The sequence below is a fragment of the Isoptericola variabilis 225 genome (assembly GCF_000215105.1).
In the GTDB taxonomy this organism is placed as follows: Bacteria; Actinomycetota; Actinomycetes; order Actinomycetales; family Cellulomonadaceae; genus Isoptericola; species Isoptericola variabilis_A.
The window spans coordinates 2343791-2364561 of the sequence record NC_015588.1; the positions used below are offsets into that span (position 1 = coordinate 2343791).

At 69.1% G+C, this 20771-nt stretch carries 13 protein-coding genes and 3 rRNA genes; 1 reads left to right on the forward strand and 15 read right to left on the reverse strand.

What is annotated here, in order from left to right; all coding sequences use genetic code 11:
* Nucleotides 1–25 precede the first annotated feature (25 nt).
* The 14 genes from ilvN to ISOVA_RS11030 form a co-directional block, all read right to left on the reverse strand.
* Nucleotides 26–547 carry an acetolactate synthase small subunit gene (ilvN, locus tag ISOVA_RS10970; RefSeq protein ID WP_013839294.1) on the reverse strand — a complete coding sequence of 174 codons (522 nt, stop codon included), beginning with the start codon at nt 545–547 and terminating at the stop codon, nt 26–28.
* A 4-nt stretch (nt 548–551) separates the two neighbouring features.
* Nucleotides 552–2444: an acetolactate synthase large subunit gene (locus ISOVA_RS10975; RefSeq protein ID WP_013839295.1), complete on the reverse strand. Its 1893-nt coding sequence runs from the start codon at nt 2442–2444 to the stop codon at nt 552–554.
* 256 nt (nt 2445–2700) lie between these two features.
* Nucleotides 2701–3762 (reverse strand): ABC transporter permease subunit, encoded by a 1062-nt coding sequence (locus ISOVA_RS15600; protein WP_013839296.1) that lies wholly within the window; start codon nt 3760–3762, stop codon nt 2701–2703.
* The gene (locus ISOVA_RS10985) at nt 3759–4847 is read right to left on the reverse strand and encodes an ABC transporter ATP-binding protein (RefSeq protein ID WP_013839297.1); all 1089 of its coding nucleotides are present in this window, start codon (nt 4845–4847) and stop codon (nt 3759–3761) included. The genes ISOVA_RS15600 and ISOVA_RS10985 overlap by 4 nt, the downstream gene beginning before the upstream one ends.
* 148 nt (nt 4848–4995) lie before the next feature.
* Nucleotides 4996–5109: a 4a-hydroxytetrahydrobiopterin dehydratase gene (locus ISOVA_RS17300; protein WP_233275882.1), complete on the reverse strand. Its 114-nt coding sequence runs from the start codon at nt 5107–5109 to the stop codon at nt 4996–4998.
* Between the two features lie 270 nt (nt 5110–5379).
* Nucleotides 5380–7095, reverse strand: coding sequence for a dihydroxy-acid dehydratase (gene ilvD, locus ISOVA_RS10990; RefSeq protein WP_013839298.1), 1716 nt, complete (start codon nt 7093–7095; stop codon nt 5380–5382).
* A gap of 232 nt (nt 7096–7327) precedes the next feature.
* On the reverse strand, nt 7328–9187 hold the full coding sequence (gene ilvD, locus ISOVA_RS10995) for a dihydroxy-acid dehydratase (RefSeq protein WP_013839299.1): 1860 nt from the start codon (nt 9185–9187) through the stop codon (nt 7328–7330).
* Nucleotides 9188–9319: 132 nt separating this feature from the next.
* Nucleotides 9320–9901 carry a GNAT family N-acetyltransferase gene (locus ISOVA_RS11000; RefSeq protein ID WP_013839300.1) on the reverse strand — a complete coding sequence of 194 codons (582 nt, stop codon included), beginning with the start codon at nt 9899–9901 and terminating at the stop codon, nt 9320–9322.
* Nucleotides 9898–11415, reverse strand: a complete 1518-nt coding sequence (gene gatB / locus ISOVA_RS11005; RefSeq protein WP_013839301.1) for an Asp-tRNA(Asn)/Glu-tRNA(Gln) amidotransferase subunit GatB — start codon at nt 11413–11415, stop codon at nt 9898–9900. The genes ISOVA_RS11000 and gatB overlap by 4 nt, the downstream gene beginning before the upstream one ends.
* 16 nt (nt 11416–11431) lie before the next feature.
* Nucleotides 11432–12937 carry an Asp-tRNA(Asn)/Glu-tRNA(Gln) amidotransferase subunit GatA gene (gatA, locus tag ISOVA_RS11010; RefSeq protein WP_013839302.1) on the reverse strand — a complete coding sequence of 502 codons (1506 nt, stop codon included), beginning with the start codon at nt 12935–12937 and terminating at the stop codon, nt 11432–11434.
* 1 nt (nt 12938) lies between these two features.
* Entirely contained in the window at nt 12939–13235 is a 297-nt protein-coding gene (gene gatC / locus ISOVA_RS11015) for an Asp-tRNA(Asn)/Glu-tRNA(Gln) amidotransferase subunit GatC (RefSeq protein ID WP_013839303.1), read from the reverse strand.
* Nucleotides 13236–13412: 177 nt separating this feature from the next.
* Nucleotides 13413–13529 (reverse strand): 5S ribosomal RNA (gene rrf, locus ISOVA_RS11020).
* A gap of 114 nt (nt 13530–13643) precedes the next feature.
* Nucleotides 13644–16766, reverse strand: a 23S ribosomal RNA gene (locus tag ISOVA_RS11025).
* A 507-nt stretch (nt 16767–17273) separates the two neighbouring features.
* A 16S ribosomal RNA gene (locus ISOVA_RS11030) occupies nt 17274–18795 on the reverse strand.
* The 16S, 23S and 5S rRNA genes sit together here, the layout of an rRNA operon.
* Before the next feature lie 633 nt (nt 18796–19428).
* Between ISOVA_RS11030 and ISOVA_RS11035 the strand changes: the two genes are divergently transcribed.
* The gene (locus ISOVA_RS11035) at nt 19429–20019 is read left to right on the forward strand and encodes a GNAT family N-acetyltransferase (protein WP_041294865.1); all 591 of its coding nucleotides are present in this window, start codon (nt 19429–19431) and stop codon (nt 20017–20019) included.
* A 42-nt stretch (nt 20020–20061) separates the two neighbouring features.
* Here ISOVA_RS11035 and ISOVA_RS11040 read toward each other — a convergent pair whose 3' ends face one another.
* On the reverse strand, nt 20062–20691 hold the full coding sequence (locus tag ISOVA_RS11040) for a hypothetical protein (RefSeq protein WP_143762114.1): 630 nt from the start codon (nt 20689–20691) through the stop codon (nt 20062–20064).
* Between the last annotated feature and the right edge of the window lie 80 nt (nt 20692–20771).

Genomic DNA, 20771 nt, shown 5'->3' on the forward strand with positions numbered 1-20771 from the left:
TCTCGGGGTGGGGGTGTCGGGTGCGTCAGGCGCTGCGGACCCGCTCGAGCGCCCGGTCGGTGATCGATCGCGAGCCGCGCCCGACGGCGAGCGTGCCCGACTTGACGATCTCGCGGACGCCGTAGGGCTCGAGCGCCGCGAGCAGCGCGCCGAGCTTGGCGGCCGTGCCCGTCGCCTCGATGACGACGGTGTCGGGCACGACGTCGACGACGTGCGCGCGGAAGAGCTCGACGACCTCGAGCACGCCCGAACGGGTCGCGGCGTCTGCCTTGACCTTGACGAGCAGCAGCTCGCGCTGCACGGACGACTCGGGGTCCAGCTCGACGATCTTGATGACGTGCACCAGCTTGTTCAGCTGCTTGGTCACCTGCTCGAGCGGGTGGTCCTCGACGTCGACCACCACGGTGATGCGCGAGATCTCCTCGTGCTCGGTGGGGCCGACGGCCAGGGAGTGGATGTTGAAGGCGCGGCGGGCGAACAGGCCGGCGACGCGCGTGAGGACGCCGGGCTTGTTCTCCACGAGCACGGAGAGAGTGTGTCGGGACATGTGCTCAGTCCTCCCGGTCCCAGGCGGGCGAGATGCCGCGCGCGTACTGGATGTCGTCGTTGCTCACGCCCGCGGCGACCATGGGCCACACCATGGCGTCGCGCGAGACGGTGAAGTCGACGACGACGGGGCGGTCGTCGATCTCGTTCGCCTTGCGGATCGCCTCGTCGACCTCGCGCTCGTGCTCGACGCGGATGCCCACGCAGCCGTACGCCTCGGCGAGCTTGACGAAGTCGGGGATGCGGACGGTGCCGTGCCCGGTGTGCAGGTCGGTGTTCGAGTACCGCTCGTTGTAGAACAGCGTCTGCCACTGGCGCACCATGCCGAGCGAGCTGTTGTTGATCAGCGCCACCTTGATGGGGATGTCGTTGATCGCGCAGGTCGCGAGCTCCTGGTTGGTCATCTGGAAGCAGCCGTCGCCGTCGATCGCCCACACGTCGCGGTCGGGCGCACCGACCTTGGCTCCCATGGCCGCGGGGATCGCGTAGCCCATCGTGCCGAGGCCGCCCGAGTTGATCCAGGTGCGCGGGTTCTCGTACGAGATGAACTGGGCGGCCCACATCTGGTGCTGGCCGACGCCGGCGACGTAGATCGTCTCCGGACCGGAGAGCTCGCCCAGGCGTCCGATGACGTGCTGCGGCGCGAGGTGACCGTCGTCGGTCGGCGAGTAGCCGAGCGGGTACGTCGAGCGCCAGGTGTCGATCTGGTGCCACCACGCCTCGACATCGGGCTTGCCCGACGTCGCGTGCTCCTGCTCGAGCACCGGCAGCAGGTCCGCGATGACCTCGCGCAGGTCCCCGACGATCGGGACGTCGACCTCGCGGTTCTTGCCGATCTCGGCGGGGTCGATGTCGGCGTGCACGATCGCGGCGTGCGGGGCGAAGCTCGACAGCTTGCCGGTGACGCGGTCGTCGAACCGGGCGCCCAGCGCGACGATGAGGTCGGCCTTCTGCAGCGCGGCCACGGCGGGGACGGTGCCGTGCATGCCGGGCATGCCGAGGTGCTGGGGGTGGCTGTCGGGCACCGCGCCGCGCGCCATGAGCGTCGTGACGACGGGAGCGCCCGAGAGGTCGACGAGCTTGCGCAGCAGCGCCGACGCGCCGGCCCGGATCACGCCGCCGCCCACGTACAGGACGGGCCGGCGCGCGGTCGCGAGCAGGCGGGCCGCCTCGCGGATCTGCTTCGCGTGCGGCTTCGTCACGGGGTGGTACCCGGGCAGCTGCAGCTCCTGCGGCCAGGAGAACGTGGTCCGCGCCTGCATCGCCGACTTGGCGATGTCGACGAGCACCGGGCCGGGCCGGCCGGTCGAGGCGATGTGGAACGCCTCGGCGATCGTGCGCGGGATCTCGTCGGGGTCGGTCACGAGGTACGAGTGCTTGGTGATCGGCATCGTGATGCCGACGATGTCCGCCTCCTGGAAGGCGTCCGTGCCGATCATCGGCGCCCCGACCTGGCCCGTGATGGCGACCATGGGCACCGAGTCCATGTTCGCGTCGGCGATCGGCGTCACGAGGTTCGTCGCGCCGGGGCCCGACGTCGCCATGGTCACGCCGACCTTGCCCGTCGCGTGGGCGTAGCCCGACGCCGCGTGGCCGCCGCCCTGCTCGTGGCGCACCAGGATGTGGCGCAGCGCCTTGGAGTCCATGAGCGGGTCGTATGTCGGCAGGATCGCACCGCCGGGGATGCCGAACACGACCTCCGCGCCGACCGCCTCCAGCGACTTGACGATCGACTGCGCGCCCGTGACGTTCTCCTCCCGGACGGTCGGCCGCGACCCCTCCGGTACGCCGACGCCGCGGCTGCGCGACTCGGCGCGCGTGGCCAGGCTCGCGGGGCTGCCGGGCGCGCTCGAGGCGCGCGCGGCGACCTGTGCGGGGGTCGGGTTCGGCTGGACCATCGGTCTCTCCTGCCGGTCGTACGGGACGGGTGCAATGAAAAACCCCTCGGTCCCGGCGGACGCGGGGACGGACGAGGGGTGAGCGCGCTGACGAAGCCCGGTGCGTGGCCTCAGCCGGCGCGCCCAGGAAGAAGTACTACGAGAATCGTCGTCTGCACGTGACGCACGTTACGCCGCCGAGGCGGAGATGTCACGTCGTGAGCCGGGAGTCCCACATCATGGACTCCCGGCTCACGACCGTGGACACGGTCCGCGGTCAGGCGACGTCGCGCCGCCGGAACACGAGCACGGCGACGAGCGTGAGCAGCGCCGTGAGCACCAGCAGGTACACGCCGCCCTGGGTCTGGGACACCGCCCGCTCGACCCACTCCTCGTAGTACGTGCCGTCCTCGGCGACGAGCGACGTCGTCGTGCCGTAGGTGGCCCCGGCGTCGACCCACGCCCGCAGGTTGAGCGCAGGCATCCACCGCTGCAGCTCGCCGAGCCCGTAGCTGAACACGCTGCTCGCCCACAGCAGGACGACGGCCGCGCCGATCGCGGCGGCGGCGTGCCGCAGCAGGACCCCGAGCGCCACGCCCACGACCGCCGTCGCCGCCCCGGCCACGACGAGCCTGCCCGTGTACGCGGCGACCTCTCCCCAGACCTGGGGCGTCACGTCGCCGAGCGTGCCGTACCACGCGTGCGCGGCGTAGACGACGCCGACGACCGCGGCCCATCCGAGCAGCACCAGCGGCACCGTGCCGAGCCCGGCCGCGGCGGCCTTGGACCAGTAGACCCGCTGACGCCGCGGCTCGAAGGTGAGCCACATCCCGAGCGCCCCCGACGACGTCTCGGCCGTCACGAAGCTCACCGCGACGACGAACGCGATGACGAGCAGGAACGTGGCGCTCTGGGCCGCGGCCGCGAGGCCGCCCCAGCCGTACCAGAGCGACGAGTAGACGGCGGCGACCGCGGGGTCGGTGCTCTCGGGACCCATCGACCCGCGCTGCTCGGCGCTCGGCACGAACGTCGTCGTCGGCGGCAGGAAGTGCTCGAGCCGCGGCGCCATGTCGTCGCAGCCCCAGTCGACGGGCTCAGGCTGAGCGGCCTCGTCCTCCTTGCAGGACGCGACCTGCTCCTCGCCGTGCTCCTCCCACCACGCGAGCTCGTCGGCGTAGAACCGTTCCGCCTCGGCGATCTGCGCCTCGGTCGGCGGCGAGGCCATCGAGAAGGCGGACGCACCGGTGATCGCCACGACGGCGAGCACCGCGACGGTCATCCACCGCGTGAGCCGCCGCGCCCACAGGCGGCGCAGCTCGACCCTCAGCAGCCGCGTCATCGGGCACCTCCGTCCGCGGAGCCGTCACGGACCGCGTCGTCGGCACCGGCGGCGGCACCCGCCCCGACCACCGCAGGCACGGGCGCCGACGGCGGCGGCCCGGCATCGCCCCGCCGTCGACGACGGCGCTCGCCACGGTGCGTGCGCCCGCCCGGCGTCTCATGCTGGGTGAGCCCGAGGAACACCGACTCGAGGTCGGCCTGCAGCGGCGTGAGCTCGCTGAGCCACACCCCCCGCTCCCCCAGCAGGCGCGTCACGTACGCCGGATCGGGGACGCCGTCGACCACGAGCGCTCCCTGCTCGGGGCGCACCACGAGGCCGTCCGCCTCGAGCGCCGTCGTCGCGAGCTTCGCGTCGTCGGGCCGGACCCGCACACGTACCGAGCGCTTCCCCTCGCCGAGGAGTGACGCGACGCTGCCCGACGCGATAAGCCGGCCGCGCGCCACGATCGACACGGTGTCGGCGATCTGCTCGACCTCGGCCAGGATGTGGCTCGAGACCAGCACCGTCTTGCCCTGGTCGGCCAGCCCGCGCATCGTCTGGCGGACCTCGCGGATGCCCGCGGGGTCGAGGCCGTTCGTGGGCTCGTCGAAGATGAGCAGGTCGGGGTCCTTGAGGAGCGTGGCCGCGATCGCCAGGCGCTGCTTCATGCCGAGCGAGTACGTGCGGTACCGGTCGCGGTCGCGACCCGCGAGCGCCACCTCCTCCAGCACGGCGTCGACCCGGGCGCGCGGCGCGCCGATCGCGTCGGCCAGGAGCGTGAGGTTGCGCCGGGCGCTGAAGGCGGGGAAGAACTTGGGGCTCTCGACGATCGCCCCGACCCGTCCGACGACGGCGGGCAGCTCGCGCGGCACCTCGTGGCCGAAGATGCGGGCCGTGCCGCGGTCGGGCCGCACGAGGCCGAGCAGCATCCGGATCGTCGTCGTCTTGCCGGACCCGTTGGGGCCGAGGAACCCGTGCACTCCCCCGACGGGAACCGCGAGGTCCAGCCCTTCGACCCCGACCGAGCGCCCGCGCACGCTCCGGTACGTCTTGCGCAGCCCGTGCGTCTCGATCGCCAGGCCGACGTGCTCCGCCGTCGCCACGCGCGCCTCCCTCGTGGCCGCGGCGCGCCGGGACCACCTCGTCCGTCGCCGGCGGCACGCCGGCGTCAGGCGGAGCATAGCGGTTTTCACGCCCGTCCCGTGAGAGGGTCAAGCGTGTCAAGGGATGGTCATCCACCCAGGTGAGCGGCTAGCCCTCCGCACCGATCGGGATGTCGAGCTCGCGCGCGGCGTCGGTGATCCGCCGGGCGAGGTCGACGTCCCGCTGGCTCAGGCCGCCGATGTCGTGCGAGCTGACCCGCACGGTCCGTGCGGAACGTGGCCTGGGCCGCGTCGTCGCCGACCCCAGCCCTGGGCCCGGCGAGGCCCCAGGCCGACGCGAGATAGCAGAGCGCCAGGGCGGCGACGGATCGTGCGCCCCGCGGAGCCCGACGACGCGCGCCCACGACGAGTCCCGCCCCGGCGGCGAGCGCCCCGCCCACCAGGGGACTCGCGGCACCGACCACCACGACGGCGACGAGCAGGCCGCCCGCCAGCAGCGTGGCACCGCCCCGGCGCAGGGCTCCCGGGCCCATCAGCCCAGGACGGCCCCGCGCGAGGCGGACTGCACGAGCTTCGTGTACTTGGCGAGCACCCCGCGCCGGTACGGGTGCGGCAGGGGCGCCCAGCCTTCGCGGCGCGCGGCGAGCTCGGCGGGGTCGACGAGCAGGTCGAGCGTCTTGTTGCGCACGTCGAGGCGGATGCGGTCGCCGTCGCGCACGAACGCGATCGGTCCGGCGTCGACCGCCTCCGGGGCGATGTGCCCGACGCACAGGCCGGTGGTCCCGCCGGAGAAACGCCCGTCGGTCACGAGCAGGACGTCCTTGCCGAGGCCCGCGCCCTTGATCGCACCGGTGATCGCGAGCATCTCGCGCATGCCCGGCCCGCCCTTGGGTCCCTCGTAGCGGATCACGACGACGTCGCCCGCCTGGATCGTGCCGTCCTCGAGCGCGTCGAGCGCGCCGCGCTCGCGCTCGAACACCCGCGCGGTGCCCTCGAAGACGTCGTCGTCGAAACCGGCGCTCTTGACGACGGCACCGTCGGGCGCGAGCGAGCCGTGCAGGATCGTGATGCCGCCGGTCGGGTGGATCGGCCGGTCCAGGGCGCGGAGGATCTTGCCGTCGGGGTCGGGCGGGTTCACCGCGGCGAGGTTCTCGGCGACCGTGCGGCCCGTGACCGTGAGGCAGTCGCCGTGCAGCAGGCCGGCGTCGAGCAGCGCCTTCATGATCACCGGCACGCCGCCGATGCGGTCGACGTCGTTCATGACGTACCGGCCGAAGGGCTTGAGGTCGCCCAGGTGCGGGACGCGGCTCGCGACACGGTCGAAGTCGTCGAGCGTGAGCTCGACCTCGGCCTCGTGCGCGATGGCGAGCAGGTGCAGCACCGCGTTGGTCGACCCCCCGAACGCCATGACGACGGCGATGGCGTTCTCGAACGCCTCCTTGGTGAGGATGTCGCGCGCGGTGATGCCCCGGCGCAGCAGCTCGACGACGGCCTCGCCCGAGGCGTGCGCGTACGCGTCCCGACGCCGGTCCGCCGACGGCGGCGCGGCCGACCCGGGCAGCGACATGCCGAGAGCCTCGGCCGCCGACGCCATCGTGTTGGCGGTGTACATGCCGCCGCACGCACCCTCGCCGGGGCAGATCGCGCGTTCGATGCGGTCGACGTCCTCGCGGCTCATGAGCCCGCGGGCGCACGCCCCCACGGCCTCGAACGCGTCGATGATCGTCACGTCCTTCTCGGTGCCGTCGGAGAGCTTGACCCACCCGGGCATGATCGAGCCGGCGTAGAGGAACACGCTCGCGAGGTCGAGGCGTGCGGCGGCCATGAGCATGCCGGGCAGCGACTTGTCGCACCCGGCGAGCAGCACCGAGCCGTCGAGCCGCTCGGCCTGCATGACCGTCTCGACCGAGTCGGCGATGATGTCGCGGCTCACGAGCGAGAAGTGCATCCCCTCGTGCCCCATGGAGATGCCGTCGGACACCGAGATCGTGCCGAACTCGAGCGGGTACCCGCCTCCCGCGTGCACGCCGTTCTTCACGGCCTTGGCGAGCCGATCGAGCGACAGGTTGCAGGGCGTGATCTCGTTCCAGGAGCTCGCGACGCCGACCTGCGGCTTGGCGAAGTCCTCGTCGCCCATCCCGACCGCGCGCAGCATCCCGCGCGCCGCCGTCGCCTCGAGCCCGTCGGTCACCTGCCGCGACCGCGGCTTGATGTCAGGAGTCGTCCCAGTCCCGGACTGCGTCGTCATGCCCAGAGCCTAGGCGCGCGATCGCCGTCGTGCGCGAAACGCAACCGAGCAGCCCGAAGAACGCTGGAGAACGTCGGACCGAACGGAAGACGATGCACGACGGCGGAGGGAAGGACCTCGCGCGCGCGGCAGTCAGACCCGAAGTGGAGGGCCCCCTGGGGCCCGTGAACGCTGCCGCGCGCGCGAGGTCCTTCCCTCCGCCGAACGCAAGACGAACGAACGCAAGAAAGGATCAGCGACGAAGACGAGAAACGTCCCGCACAGCCCCACGATCCGCCGACGTCGCCATCGCCGCATACGCCTGCAGCGCCGGCGACACATACCGGTCACGAGAAACGGGGGTCCACGGAGACTCCGAAGCCTCCATCTTCGCCCGCCGCTCCGCGATGACCTCGTCCGGCACGTTCAACCGGATCAGCCGGGACTCGACGTCGATCTCGATCTCGTCGCCGTCCTCGACGAGCCCGATCACCCCACCGGCGGCCGCCTCGGGCGACACGTGCCCGACCGAGATCCCGCTCGACCCGCCCGAGAACCGGCCGTCGGTGATGAGCGCGCAGACCTTGCCCAGGCCGCGGCCCTTGATGAACGACGTCGGGTACAGCATCTCCTGCATGCCGGGCCCGCCGGCCGGTCCCTCGTAGCGCACGACGACGACGTGGCCGGGCTGGACCTGCTTGGTGAGGATCTTCTCGACGGCCTCGTCCTGCGACTCGCACACGAGCGCGCGGCCCACGAAGTGGAAGACGTCGGGGTCGACGCCCGCCGTCTTGAAGACCGCACCGTCCTCGGCGAGGTTGCCGCGCAGCACCGCCAGACCGCCCTCGACGGTGTAGGCGTGCTCGACGTCGCGGATGCACCCGTTCACCGGGTCGAGGTCGAGGCTCTCCCACCGGTTGGTCGTGGAGAACGCCTGCGTGGTGCGCACGCCGCCGGGCGCCGCGTGGAACAGCTCGATCGCGCGCTCGGTCGCCTTGCCGCCGCGGACGTCCCAGTCGTCGAGCCACTCGCGCAGCGTGGGCGTGTGGACGCTCGTGACGTCGTGGTCGAGGAGGCCCGCCCGGTCGAGCTCGCCCAGCAGCGCGGGGATGCCGCCGGCCCGGTGGACGTCCTCCATGTGGTAGTTCGGGTGGTTGGGCGCGACCTTCGCGAGGCACGGCACGCGACGGCTGAGGTCGTCGATGTCCGCGAGCGTGAAGTCGACCTCGGCCTCCTGCGCGGCCGCGAGGATGTGCAGGACGGTGTTGGTCGAGCCGCCCATCGCGACGTCGAGCGCCATGGCGTTCATGAACGCGGCCTTGGTCGCGATGCCGCGGGGCGCGGCGGTGTCGTCCTCGTCGTCGTAGTACCGCTTGGCGAGCTCGACGATCGTACGGCCGGCCTCGAGGAAGAGCTCCTTGCGCGCGGCGTGCGTCGCGAGCGTCGAGCCGTTGCCCGGCAGCGACAGGCCGAGCGCCTCGGTGAGGCAGTTCATGGAGTTCGCCGTGAACATGCCGGAGCAGGAGCCGCAGGTGGGGCAGGCGTTCTCCTCGACCTTCGCGAGCGCCTCGTCGGAGACGTTGTCGTCCGCCGAGTAGTTGATCGCGTTGACGAGGTTGAGGTTCGTCTTCGCGACGCCGTCGGCCACGACCGCCTTGCCGGCCTCCATCGGCCCGCCCGAGACGAAGATGACCGGGATGTTGAGCCGCAGCGCCGCGTTGAGCATGCCGGGCGTGATCTTGTCGCAGTTGGAGATGCACACGAGGGCGTCGGCGCAGTGCGCGTTGACCATGTACTCGACCGAGTCGGCGATGAGGTCGCGGCTGGGCAGCGAGTAGAGCATGCCGCCGTGGCCCATCGCGATGCCGTCGTCGACCGCGATGGTGTTGAACTCCTTGGCGACGCCGCCGGCCTCACGGATCGCGGACGCCACGAGGTCGCCCATGTCCTTGAGGTGCACGTGCCCCGGGACGAACTGCGTGTACGAGTTGGCGATCGCGACGATCGGCTTCCCGAAGTCTTCCGAGCCCATGCCCGTCGCGCGCCAGAGGGCGCGGGCGCCGGCCATGTTGCGGCCGTGGGTGGACGTGCGGGAGCGCAGGGGGCGGCTCATCTCAGCTCCTTCTCGCGGATCGCGTCGACGCCGCGGGCGGCGCCTTCGCGCAGGGTACGCCGCCGCGTCCGACGACGGTGCGCCCGTCCGCGTCGTGGTCGCCCCGGGCACCTGCCACCTGGGCGGACGCCGTCACCGAGCGGCGGCGTGGTCCGCGCGGAACTCGTCCTCGAGGATGCTCATGACGATCGAGTCGGCCCAGCCGTCGCCGTCGCGGTAGACGTCGCGCAGGACGCCCTCCTCGCGGAACCCGAGCGACCCGTACAGGGCGCGGGCCCGCGGGTTGATGCTCAGCACGTCGAGGCTCACGCGGTGCAGGTGCGGGCCGGCGTCGTGGTCGAACGCGAAGCGCAGGACCTCGATGATCGCCTCGCGCCCGTACCCGCGGCCCCGGTAGTCGGGCAGCATCTGCAGCCGCAGGTTCGCCGAACCGGCGTGCTCGTCGAGGTCGTTGAGGACGATCTCGCCGATCAGCTCGTCGCTCACCGGCTGGCCGTCCCGGACGGCGCCGGGCGTGATCGCCCAGTCGTACCGTCCGGGACGGTCGGTCACGGTCGCGGCCCACTCGTCAACCTGCTCGCGCGTGAACGTCGCGGTGGTCCCGGTCAGGCGCAGCCCTTCCGGGTCCTGCAGCGACTCCCACAGACGCTCGGCGTCGCGGGCCTCGATGGGGCGCAGGCGCACCATCTCGCCGTGGATGACGGGCGATCTCACGCCCCGATCCTCTCCAGCACGAGCTCGCGGACGCGCTTGGCGTCCGCCTGGCCGCGCGTCGCCTTCATGACGGCGCCGATGATCGCGCCCACCGGGCCCTGGTTGCCGCCGCGGACCTTCTCGACGACGTCGGGCTGCGCAGCGAGCGCCTCGTCGATCGCCGCGAGGAGCGCGCCGTCGTCGGACACGACCTCGAGGCCCCGCGCGGCGACGACCTGCTCGGGGCCGCCCTCGCCCGCGAGCACGCCGTCGAGCACCTGGCGCGCGAGCTTGTCGTTGATGCGGCCCGAGTCGACGAGCCCCTGCAGCTGGGCGATCTGCTGCGGCGTGATCGGCATGTCGGCGAGCGCGACCTCGTCCTGCTTGGCCCGGCGCGCGAGCTCGCCCATCCACCACTTGCGCGCGCCCGCGGGGCTCGTGCCCGCGGCGACGGTCGCCTCGATGAGGTCGAGCGCGCCGGCGTTGACGACGTCGCGCATCTCGGCGTCGGCGTAGCCCCACTCGGTCTGGAGCCGGCGACGACGCGCCTGCGGCAGCTCGGGCAGGCTCGCGCGGATCTCCTCGACCCACTCGCGGCTCGGCGCGACGGGCACGAGGTCGGGCTCCGGGAAGTACCGGTAGTCCTCGGCGTCGGACTTCACGCGGCCGGCGGTCGTGATGCCGGTGTCCTCGTGCCAGTGGCGCGTCTCCTGCACGACGGCGGTCCCGGCGTCGAGGATCCCGGCCTGGCGCGAGATCTCGTACCGGACGGCGCGCTCGACCGAGCGGAACGAGTTGACGTTCTTGGTCTCGGTGCGGGTGCCGAGCGGGGCGTCCGGGCTCGGGCGCAGCGACACGTTGACGTCGGCGCGGACGTTGCCCCGCTCCATCCGGGCCTCGGACACGTCGAGCACGCGGAAGATGTCGCGCAGCGCCTGGACGTACGCGCGGGCGACCTCGGGGGCGCGCTCGCCGGCGCCGGTGATGGGCTTGGTGACGATCTCGACGAGCGGGATGCCCGCCCGGTTGTAGTCGACCAGCGAGTACTCGGCGCCGTGGATCCGGCCGGTGGAGCCGCCGACGTGGGTGTTCTTGCCCGCGTCCTCCTCCATGTGGGCGCGCTCGATCTCGACACGGTGCACCGTGCCGTCCTCGAGCTCGACGTCGAGCCAGCCGTCGAACGCGATCGGCTCGTCGTACTGCGACGTCTGGAAGTTCTTCGGGATGTCCGGGTAGAAGTAGTGCTTCCGGGCGAAACGGCAGTTCTCGGCGATCTGGCAGTTGAGCGCCAGCCCGATGCGGATGGCGTACTCGACGGCCTTGCCGTTGACGACCGGCAAGGCGCCGGGCAGCCCGAGGCTCACCGGGGTCACCTGGGTGTTCGGCGGGGCGCCGAACTCGACCTCGGCGGGGCAGAACATCTTGGTCCGGGTGCCGAGCTCGACGTGGACCTCGATGCCGAGGACCGGGTCGTAGCGGCGGACGGCGTCGTCGTAGTCGACGAGGGCCGTGGTGGGTGCGGACGCGGTGGTCATGGTCGTTCTTCCTCCGTCAGCCGAGCTCGGGTGCCTGGGCCAGGAGCGGCCCGCCCCAGGCGGACTCCAGGGCCGCCTCGAGAGCGGCGCCGACGCGGTACAGGCGGTCGTCCGCCTTGGCGGGTGCGAGGATCTGGAACCCGGTGGGCAGCCCGTCGTCCGACAGGCCGTTGGGCACCGACATGCCCGGGACGCCGGCCAGGTTGGCGGGGATCGTCGCGACGTCGTTGAGGTACATCGCGAGCGGGTCGTCGAGCTTCTCGCCGAGCTTGAACGCCGTCGTGGGCGCCGTCGGGGAGACGAGCACGTCGGCCTGGCCGAACGCCGCGGCGAAGTCGCGCTGGATGAGGGTGCGCACCTTCTGGGCGCTGCCGTAGTACGCGTCGTAGTAGCCGGCGCTCAGCGCGTACGTGCCCAGGATGATGCGGCGCTTCACCTCGTCGCCGAAGCCGGCACCGCGCGTCGCGGCCATGACGCGCTCGGCCGTGACCGGGCCCGCCTCGGGCTCGACGCGCAGACCGAAGCGCATCCCGTCGAACTTGGCCAGGTTGCTCGACGCCTCGGCCGGGAGGATGAGGTAGTACGCGGCGAGCGCGTAGTCGAAGTGCGGGCAGGAGACCTCGACGATCTCCGCGCCGGCCTTCTGCAGCAGCTCGAGCGACTCGTGGAACCGCGCGAGCACGCCGGGCTGGTAGCCCTCGCCCTGGAGCTGCGTGACGACACCGACCTTGAGACCCGAGAGGTCGCCGGCCGCGCCGTGGCGGGCAGCCTCGACGAGCGGCGGCAGCGGCTCGGGGATCGACGTGGAGTCGCGCGGGTCGTGACCGCCGATGAGCTCGTGCAGCAGCGCGGAGTCGAGGACCGTGCGCGTCACGGGGCCTGCCTGGTCGAGGCTCGAGGCCAGCGCGATGAGGCCGTAGCGGGAGACGCCGCCGTACGTCGGCTTGACCCCGACCGTGCCGGTGACCGCACCGGGCTGGCGGATCGAGCCGCCCGTGTCGGTACCGATGGCCAGCGGCGCCTCGAACGCGGCCAGCGCCGCGGCGGAGCCGCCGCCGGAGCCGCCGGGGATGCGGTCGAGGTCCCACGGGTTGTGCGAGTTGCCGTAGGCCGAGTGCTCGGTCGAGGAGCCCATGGCGAACTCGTCCATGTTCGTCTTGCCCAGGATCGGCAGGCCCGCGGAGCGGATCTTCTCGACGAGCGTCGCGTCGTACGGCGGGATCCAGCCCTCGAGGATCTTCGAGCCCGCCGTGGAGGGCATGCCCTTGGTGACGACGACGTCCTTGACCGCGATCGGGACGCCCGCCAGGGGGTGCAGGTCCTCGCCCGCGGCGCGCCGCGCGTCGACGTCGGCCGCGGTCCGCAGCGCCTCGTCCGCGCTCACGTGGAGGAAGGCGTGCACCGCGCCGTCGACGGCGGCGATCCGGTCGAGGTGCGCCTGCGTCGCCTCGACGCTCGAGACCTCGCGGCTGCGCAGGTTCTCCGCGAGCTCTGCGGCGGAGAGACGGGTCAGGTCGGTCATCTCACTCCTCCCCGAGGATCTGCGGCACGGCAAAACGGCCGTCCTCCGCCTCGGGCGCACCCGCCAGCACGTCCTCGACCGGCAGCGCCGGCTGCGGGACGTCCTCGCGGAACACGTTCGTCATCGGCAGCGGGTGGCTCGTCGCGGGGACGTCGGGGGTCGCGACCTCGCGCACGCGGGCAATCGACTCGACGATGACGTCGAGCTCGCCGGCGAGACGGTCGACCTCCTCGGGCCGCAGGTCGATGCGCGCGAGCGCGGCGACGCGCGCGACCTCGTCACGGGAGATGGTGGACATGACGGCCAGTCTAGTGGCCGCACCGAGGGCGCCGGCACGGCTCTCGCGTGGCCCACGTCGCACCTCGCCCAAGCCGTGCGACCCCGACAGTGCCGCACCCGACCGTGACGAAGCCTGCCGGTCCGGAGAAACAGCGAAGGCCCCGCACCGGGTGGTGCGGGGCCTTCGTGAAAGGGTGTCCGGCGGCGTCCTACTCTCCCACCCCCTGGCGGGGGCAGTACCATCGGCGCTGAAGGGCTGAGCTTCCGGGTTCGGAATGGGACCGGGCGTTTCCCCTTCGCTATGACCGCCGTAACTGTATGGAGCTGTTCGGGGTGCCCCCGGTGCCGCCGCACCTGGTGGTGTGGTGGTGGGGGTGGTGCCCGTTGCTCGGGAACCGCACAGTGGACGCGTGCATTGAAGGAGTGGGTGTTGAAGTTGTCGGCTGATTAGTACCGGTCAGCTGCGACAGTCGTTGGTCCTGTCTTCCACATCCGGCCTATCTACCCAGTGGTCTCGCTGGGTGCCTCTCCCACCACAAGGGTGGATGGAAACCTCATCTTGAAGCAGGCTTCCCGCTTAGATGCTTTCAGCGGTTATCCCTTCCGAACGTAGCTAACCAGCGGTGCACTTGGCAGTACAACTGGCACACCAGAGGTTCGTCCGTCCCGGTCCTCTCGTACTAGGGACAGCCCTTCTCAAGTTTCCTGCGCGCGCAGCGGATAGGGACCGAACTGTCTCACGACGTTCTAAACCCAGCTCGCGTACCGCTTTAATGGGCGAACAGCCCAACCCTTGGGACCTACTCCAGCCCCAGGATGCGACGAGCCGACATCGAGGTGCCAAACCATGCCGTCGATATGGACTCTTGGGCAAGATCAGCCTGTTATCCCCGGGGTACCTTTTATCCGTTGAGCGACGGCGCTTCCACAAGCCACCGCCGGATCACTAGTTCCGACTTTCGTCCCTGCTCGACCTGTCGGTCTCACAGTCAAGCTCCCTTGTGCACTTGCACTCGACACCTGATTGCCAACCAGGCTGAGGGAACCTTTGAGCGCCTCCGTTACTCTTTGGGAGGCAACCGCCCCAGTTAAACTACCCACCAGGCACTGTCCCTGATCCGGATCACGGACCGAGGTTAGATGGTCGATGCGGCCAGAGTGGTATTTCAACGATGACTCCACCCACGCTGGCGCGTGAGCTTCACAGTCTCCCACCTATCCTACACAAGCCGCACCGAACACCAATACCAAGCTGTAGTAAAGGTCCCGGGGTCTTTCCGTCCTGCTGCGCGTAACGAGCATCTTTACTCGTAGTGCAATTTCGCCGAGCTCGCGGTTGAGACAGCGGAGAAGTCGTTACGCCATTCGTGCAGGTCGGAACTTACCCGACAAGGAATTTCGCTACCTTAGGATGGTTATAGTTACCACCGCCGTTTACTGGGGCTTAAATTCTGGGCTTCGCCTTGCGGCTGACCCGTCCTCTTAACCTTCCAGCACCGGGCAGGCGTCAGTCCGTATACATCGTCTTGCGACTTCGCACGGACCTGTGTTTTTAGTAAACAGTCGCTTCTCCCTGGTCTCTGCGGCCCTCCCCGCTCACCGGAGCATGTCCGGGTCACGGTTCAGGCCCCCCTTCTCCCGAAGTTACGGGGGCATTTTGCCGAGTTCCTTAACCACGATTCGCTCGATCGCCTCGGTATTCTCTACCTGACCACCTGAGTCGGTTTGGGGTACGGGCGGCTAGAACCTCGCGTCGAGGCTTTTCTTGGCAGCTGAGGATCACCCTGTTCCCGCCTACGCGGTCACCGTCAGCTCTCACCCTGTATGTCCCGCGGATTTGCCTACGGGACGGGCTACGGCCTTGGACGTGGTCAACCATCGCCACGCCGGGCTACCTTCCTGCGTCACCCCTGTTAACACGCTTACCTACTACCGGTTCAGGTCCCACGCCGCCCCGGCCGGTGACACCCGAAGGTGTCGGTGGCCGGCTTGGGGTGGTTAGTATCACCGGGCTCGGTATGGGCGGTTCTTCGCCGGTAGGAGAATATCAACTCCTTGTCCATCGACTACGCCTGTCGGCCTCGCCTTAGGTCCCGACTTACCCAGGGCGGATTAACCTGGCCCTGGAACCCTTGGTCATTCGGCGGACGGGTTTCTCACCCGTCTTTCGCTACTCATGCCTGCATTCTCACTCGTGTGGCCTCCACCGCTGGATCACTCCGCGGCTTCACCGCCCACACGACGCTCCCCTACCCACCCACACACCTGAACCACACCCCGAGGGGTACGGCTGGGCGATCGTGTGGGTGCCACGGCTTCGGCGGTGTACTTGAGCCCCGCTACATTGTCGGCGCGGAATCACTTGACCAGTGAGCTATTACGCACTCTTTCAAGGGTGGCTGCTTCTAAGCCAACCTCCTGGTTGTCTGTGCAACTCCACATCCTTTCCCACTGAGCACACGCTTAGGGGCCTTAGCCGGTGGTCTGGGCTGTTTCCCTCTCGACTACGGAGCTTATCCCCCGCAGTCTCACTGCCGTGCTTACTCTTACCGGCATTCGGAGTTTGGCTGACGTCAGTAACCCGGTGAGGCCCATCGGCCATCCAGTAGCTCTACCTCCGGCAAGAAACACACGACGCTGCACCTAAATGCATTTCGGGGAGAACCAGCTATCACGAAGTTTGATTGGCCTTTCACCCCTAACCACAGGTCATCCCCCAGGTTTTCAACCCTGGTGGGTTCGGTCCTCCACGCCGTCTTACCGGCGCTTCAACCTGCCCATGGCTAGATCACTTCGCTTCGGGTCTAGACCCGGCGACTCAATCGCCCTGTTCGGACTCGCTTTCGCTACGGCTACCCCGCACGGGTTAACCTCGCCACCGAGCACTAACTCGCAGGCTCATTCTTCAAAAGGCACGCCGTCACCCCAACCAAGGAGGCTCCGACGGATTGTAGGCACACGGTTTCAGGTACTATTTCACTCCCCTCCCGGGGTACTTTTCACCTTTCCCTCACGGTACTGGTCCGCTATCGGTCACTAGGGAGTATTTAGGCTTAGCAAGTGGTCTTGCCAGATTCACACGAGATTTCTCGGGCCCCGTGCTACTTGGGATCCCCTCCGCCAGGCCGCACCATTTCGCCTACGGGACTCACACCCACTGTGGTCCGGTTTTCAACCCGGTTCGGCTATGACACGGCTTTCTCACTGGCCGGAGTCGTGTCAGCGACTCCAAGAAGGTCCCACAACCCCGCACACGCAACGCCTGACAGCTTTACCACGTGCACGGTTTGGCCTCATCCGCTTTCGCTCGCCACTACTCACGGAATATCTCTTCCTGCCGGTACTGAGATGTTTCACTTCCCGACGTTCCCCCCTGCACCCTATGAATTCAGGTACAGGTGACCCAACATGACTTGGGCCGGGTTCCCCCATTCGGACACCCTCGGATCACAGCTCGTTTGCCAGCTCCCCGAGGCTTATCGCAGGCTACCACGTCCTTCTTCGGCTCCTAGTGCCAAGGCATCCACCCTGTGCCCTTAAAAACTTCGACACACACTACAAATATTTCGCAGAGTCCAAGACGACCCACCAACCAGCACCCACCCAGGCCCGAAAGCCTCGGCACGCACCCGTCGAAGGGTCCTCGAACATCTGGGATGCTCGCGTCCACTGTGCAGTTCTCAAGCTACGGACGAACCCACCAGCCCCAGGCGCGCCTACCCCCACACCCCCCACGAGGGGACGCGTGGAAGCGGTTCGGCACCGACCGGTGACCCGCTACCCACTGAAACCCCCGACCAACGCGGCCGGCTGTCTCAGGACCCAACAGTGTGCTCTCCGAACCCCACACCCCCGCACCGGTCTTCCCACCCCACAGGGGCGTACTAGCCGGCACACCAGGTGCACGAAAGGCTCTACGGTCAACGTTCCACCCTCGAGCGACCACCAGGCGCACGATCGGCACCTGCAGCGGTCCTCCTCTACCCCCACCCGGCCGGCCCCCACGAAGAGACCCACCGGACGCACCACGGTGCACGGGGATACGAGTGCTCCTTAGAAAGGAGGTGATCCAGCCGCACCTTCCGGTACGGCTACCTTGTTACGACTTAGTCCCAATCGCCAGTCCCACCTTCGACCACTCCCCCCGGCGAACCGGTTGGGCCATGGGCTTCGGGTGTTACCAACTTTCGTGACTTGACGGGCGGTGTGTACAAGGCCCGGGAACGTATTCACCGCAGCGTTGCTGATCTGCGATTACTAGCGACTCCGACTTCATGGGGTCGAGTTGCAGACCCCAATCCGAACTGAGACCGGCTTTTTGGGATTCGCTCCACCTTACGGTATCGCAGCCCTCTGTACCGGCCATTGTAGCATGCGTGAAGCCCAAGACATAAGGGGCATGATGATTTGACGTCATCCCCACCTTCCTCCGAGTTGACCCCGGCAGTCTCCCATGAGTCCCCGGCATAACCCGCTGGCAACATGGGACAAGGGTTGCGCTCGTTGCGGGACTTAACCCAACATCTCACGACACGAGCTGACGACAACCATGCACCACCTGTGCACCGACCTTACGGGGCACCCATCTCTGAGTGTTTCCGGTGCATGTCAAGCCTTGGTAAGGTTCTTCGCGTTGCATCGAATTAATCCGCATGCTCCGCCGCTTGTGCGGGCCCCCGTCAATTCCTTTGAGTTTTAGCCTTGCGGCCGTACTCCCCAGGCGGGGCACTTAATGCGTTAGCTGCGGCACGGAACTCGTGGAATGAGCCCCACACCTAGTGCCCAACGTTTACGGCATGGACTACCAGGGTATCTAATCCTGTTCGCTCCCCATGCTTTCGCTCCTCAGCGTCAGTTGCGGCCCAGAGACCTGCCTTCGCCATCGGTGTTCCTCCTGATATCTGCGCATTCCACCGCTACACCAGGAATTCCAGTCTCCCCTACCGCACTCTAGTCTGCCCGTACCCGATGCAAGCCCGAGGTTGAGCCTCGGGTTTTCACACCAGACGCGACAGACCGCCTACGAGCTCTTTACGCCCAATAATTCCGGACAACGCTTGCGCCCTACGTATTACCGCGGCTGCTGGCACGTAGTTAGCCGGCGCTTCTTCTGCAGGTACCGTCACTTGCGCTTCTTCCCTGCTGAAAGAGGTTTACAACCCGAAGGCCGTCATCCCTCACGCGGCGTCGCTGCATCAGGCTTGCGCCCATTGTGCAATATTCCCCACTGCTGCCTCCCGTAGGAGTCTGGGCCGTGTCTCAGTCCCAGTGTGGCCGGTCGCCCTCTCAGGCCGGCTACCCGTCGAAGCCTTGGTAGGCCATCACCCCACCAACAAGCTGATAGGCCGCGAGCCCATCCCCCACCGAAAAACTTTCCAACACCCACCATGCGATGAGCGCTCATATCCGGTATTAGACCCCGTTTCCAAGGCTTATCCCGAAGTGGAGGGCAGGTTGCTCACGTGTTACTCACCCGTTCGCCACTGATCCACCCAGCAAGCTGGGCTTCACCGTTCGACTTGCATGTGTTAAGCACGCCGCCAGCGTTCGTCCTGAGCCAGGATCAAACTCTCCGTAAAAGAGAAAACAAACACCCACGCACCACAAAGGCACGACCGGGCGCTTGATCGATACTGGCCAGACCAAACTATCACTAGCTCAGTCCATCCAAAGGAATCCCACCAGACCACCACACCCAAAAGGCGCGGCAACCCGGACAGGGTTCAAAAATGCTTGGCATTGACTATCAAGCACACTGTTGAGTTCTCAAACAACCGACGCACACCATCCAGGCCGAAACCCCCAAGGCTCCGACCCCGTCCGGGGCAACCCTTCTAACTTACCAGACCTTCCCGGCGTCTCCAACCCCGCGTTCCCGCGGACCGGAGCTCCCGGTCGGACCGGCAAGCCCCACACACCCTCGCCCGGAGCGCACTGAGCACCCGATCGATTCGGTGTGAGTTCCAACCCCGGGCGGCCACTTTGCCTGCCGGCTCGCGCCGTGCTGGGCTCTTCGTGTCCGTCTGCCTGTCGGGCTGACGTCAGAGAACATTACACCTCTCGCGGCGTCGCGCCAACCCCGTGCGACGTGACCCGGCGCACACGGCCCCGAAGACACGTCGCCGCAGGTCACGGCCAACGTCCGCGGCCCGGCCCTCCCGGTGCTCGGGCGCGCGGGCCCCGCCGCCTCCCCGCCGGCTAGATTCGGTGCCGTGACCGCACGCACCGACGTCGTCGTCCGACCTGCCCGGCCCGAGGAGGCCGCCGAGATCGCCTGGCTCGCCGCCCTGACGTTCCCGCTCGCCTGCCCGCCCGGCACCCCCGTGGCCACGATGGCGGCGCACGTCGCGGACAAGCTCACGCCGGCCCGCTTCGAGGCCTGGGCCCGCAGCGACGCGCACGCGCTCGTCGTGGCGACCGACGAGGCGTCGTCGCCCGCGGTCCTCGGGTACGCGCTCGTGGTCCTCGGGATGCCCGACGGAGAGGCGGAGGCGGCCGTGCTGCGCGACGTCGTGGGGTCAGGCCCGTACGCCGAGCTGTCCAAGATCTACGTGCACCCGCGTGCTCAGGGCACCGGGGTGGCCGGCGCGCTCATGGAGGGCGCCGTCGCGGCGGCGGGCGGGCTCGCCGCCCGCGCAGGTCACCCCACGCCGCGTCCGCTCTGGCTCGGGACCAACGGGCAGAACGCTCGGGCACAGGCGTTCTACCGCCGGCACGGGTTCACCGTCGTCGGCCGCCGCACGTACGTGGTCGGGGGCGTGGAGCACGACGACGTGGTCATGCTCCACGCCGCCACGCATTGACGCGCGGGGCTCCTGCCGCCGCACCTCCGGGCGTCCGGGTCCTCAGTGGCCTGGGTGCCCGTGCGGGTCGTCGAGCGGCACGCCGCCCTCGCCCGCGCGCAGCACGAGGTGGAGATGACCCTTGTCCGCCGTGACATAGAGGTTGTCGAGCTGCATCGCCGCGCTGCCGAAGGCGTCGACGGCATGGTCTCGCGCAGCGCCCGCAAGTCGGAAGAGCGTCTCGTCCGACGCGGGCTCCGCCGAGAGTGCCTGCTCGACGAGGTCGACCGAGCTGCCGAGCAGCTCGAGCGTGAGCACGAAGCCGCTGCGCACCATGTTGTGCTCCGTCCCGCCCGACGGGAGTGCGTCCGCCTCGACCGCCAGTTCCTCGAGGGAAGCACGCCACTCGTCGACATCCTCTCCGGTGGGCGTCCGGCGCGTCGAGCCGTCCGACGGGTGGGCGCCGTGCAACCCCTCGAGCACAGGGGCCAGCTCGTCCTGCAGACCAACGCCGAACGTCGCCAGGGCTTCCAGGCTCTGGGCGTTCCGCTCGGCCTCGGCTCGCTCGAGCTCCGCGACCCGGGCGGGGTCAGGCTGGCCCGCGACTGTCGGCGGGGTCGTCCGGTCCGGGTGCAACCACGCGGCGGTCGTGCCTGCTCCGGCGAGAGCGCCGAGCATCGCGGCGAGCGCCAAGGGGACCCAGCGGCGGTGCCACCGGACGCCGCGGTCCGGATGTTCCTTGGGGCTCCCCGGTCGTCGACGCGCCCCTTGGC

Coding starts and splice junctions, on each gene's coding strand:
- ilvN (WP_013839294.1), bottom strand. CDS start 547: ATGTCCCGACACACTCTCTCCGTGCTCGTGGAGAACAAGCCCGGCGTC.
- ISOVA_RS10975 (WP_013839295.1), bottom strand. CDS start 2,444: ATGGTCCAGCCGAACCCGACCCCCGCACAGGTCGCCGCGCGCGCCTCG.
- ISOVA_RS15600 (WP_013839296.1), bottom strand. CDS start 3,762: ATGACGCGGCTGCTGAGGGTCGAGCTGCGCCGCCTGTGGGCGCGGCGG.
- ilvD (WP_013839298.1), bottom strand. CDS start 7,095: ATGACGACGCAGTCCGGGACTGGGACGACTCCTGACATCAAGCCGCGG.
- ilvD (WP_013839299.1), bottom strand. CDS start 9,187: ATGAGCCGCCCCCTGCGCTCCCGCACGTCCACCCACGGCCGCAACATG.
- gatB (WP_013839301.1), bottom strand. CDS start 11,415: ATGACCACCGCGTCCGCACCCACCACGGCCCTCGTCGACTACGACGAC.
- gatA (WP_013839302.1), bottom strand. CDS start 12,937: ATGACCGACCTGACCCGTCTCTCCGCCGCAGAGCTCGCGGAGAACCTG.
- gatC (WP_013839303.1), bottom strand. CDS start 13,235: ATGTCCACCATCTCCCGTGACGAGGTCGCGCGCGTCGCCGCGCTCGCG.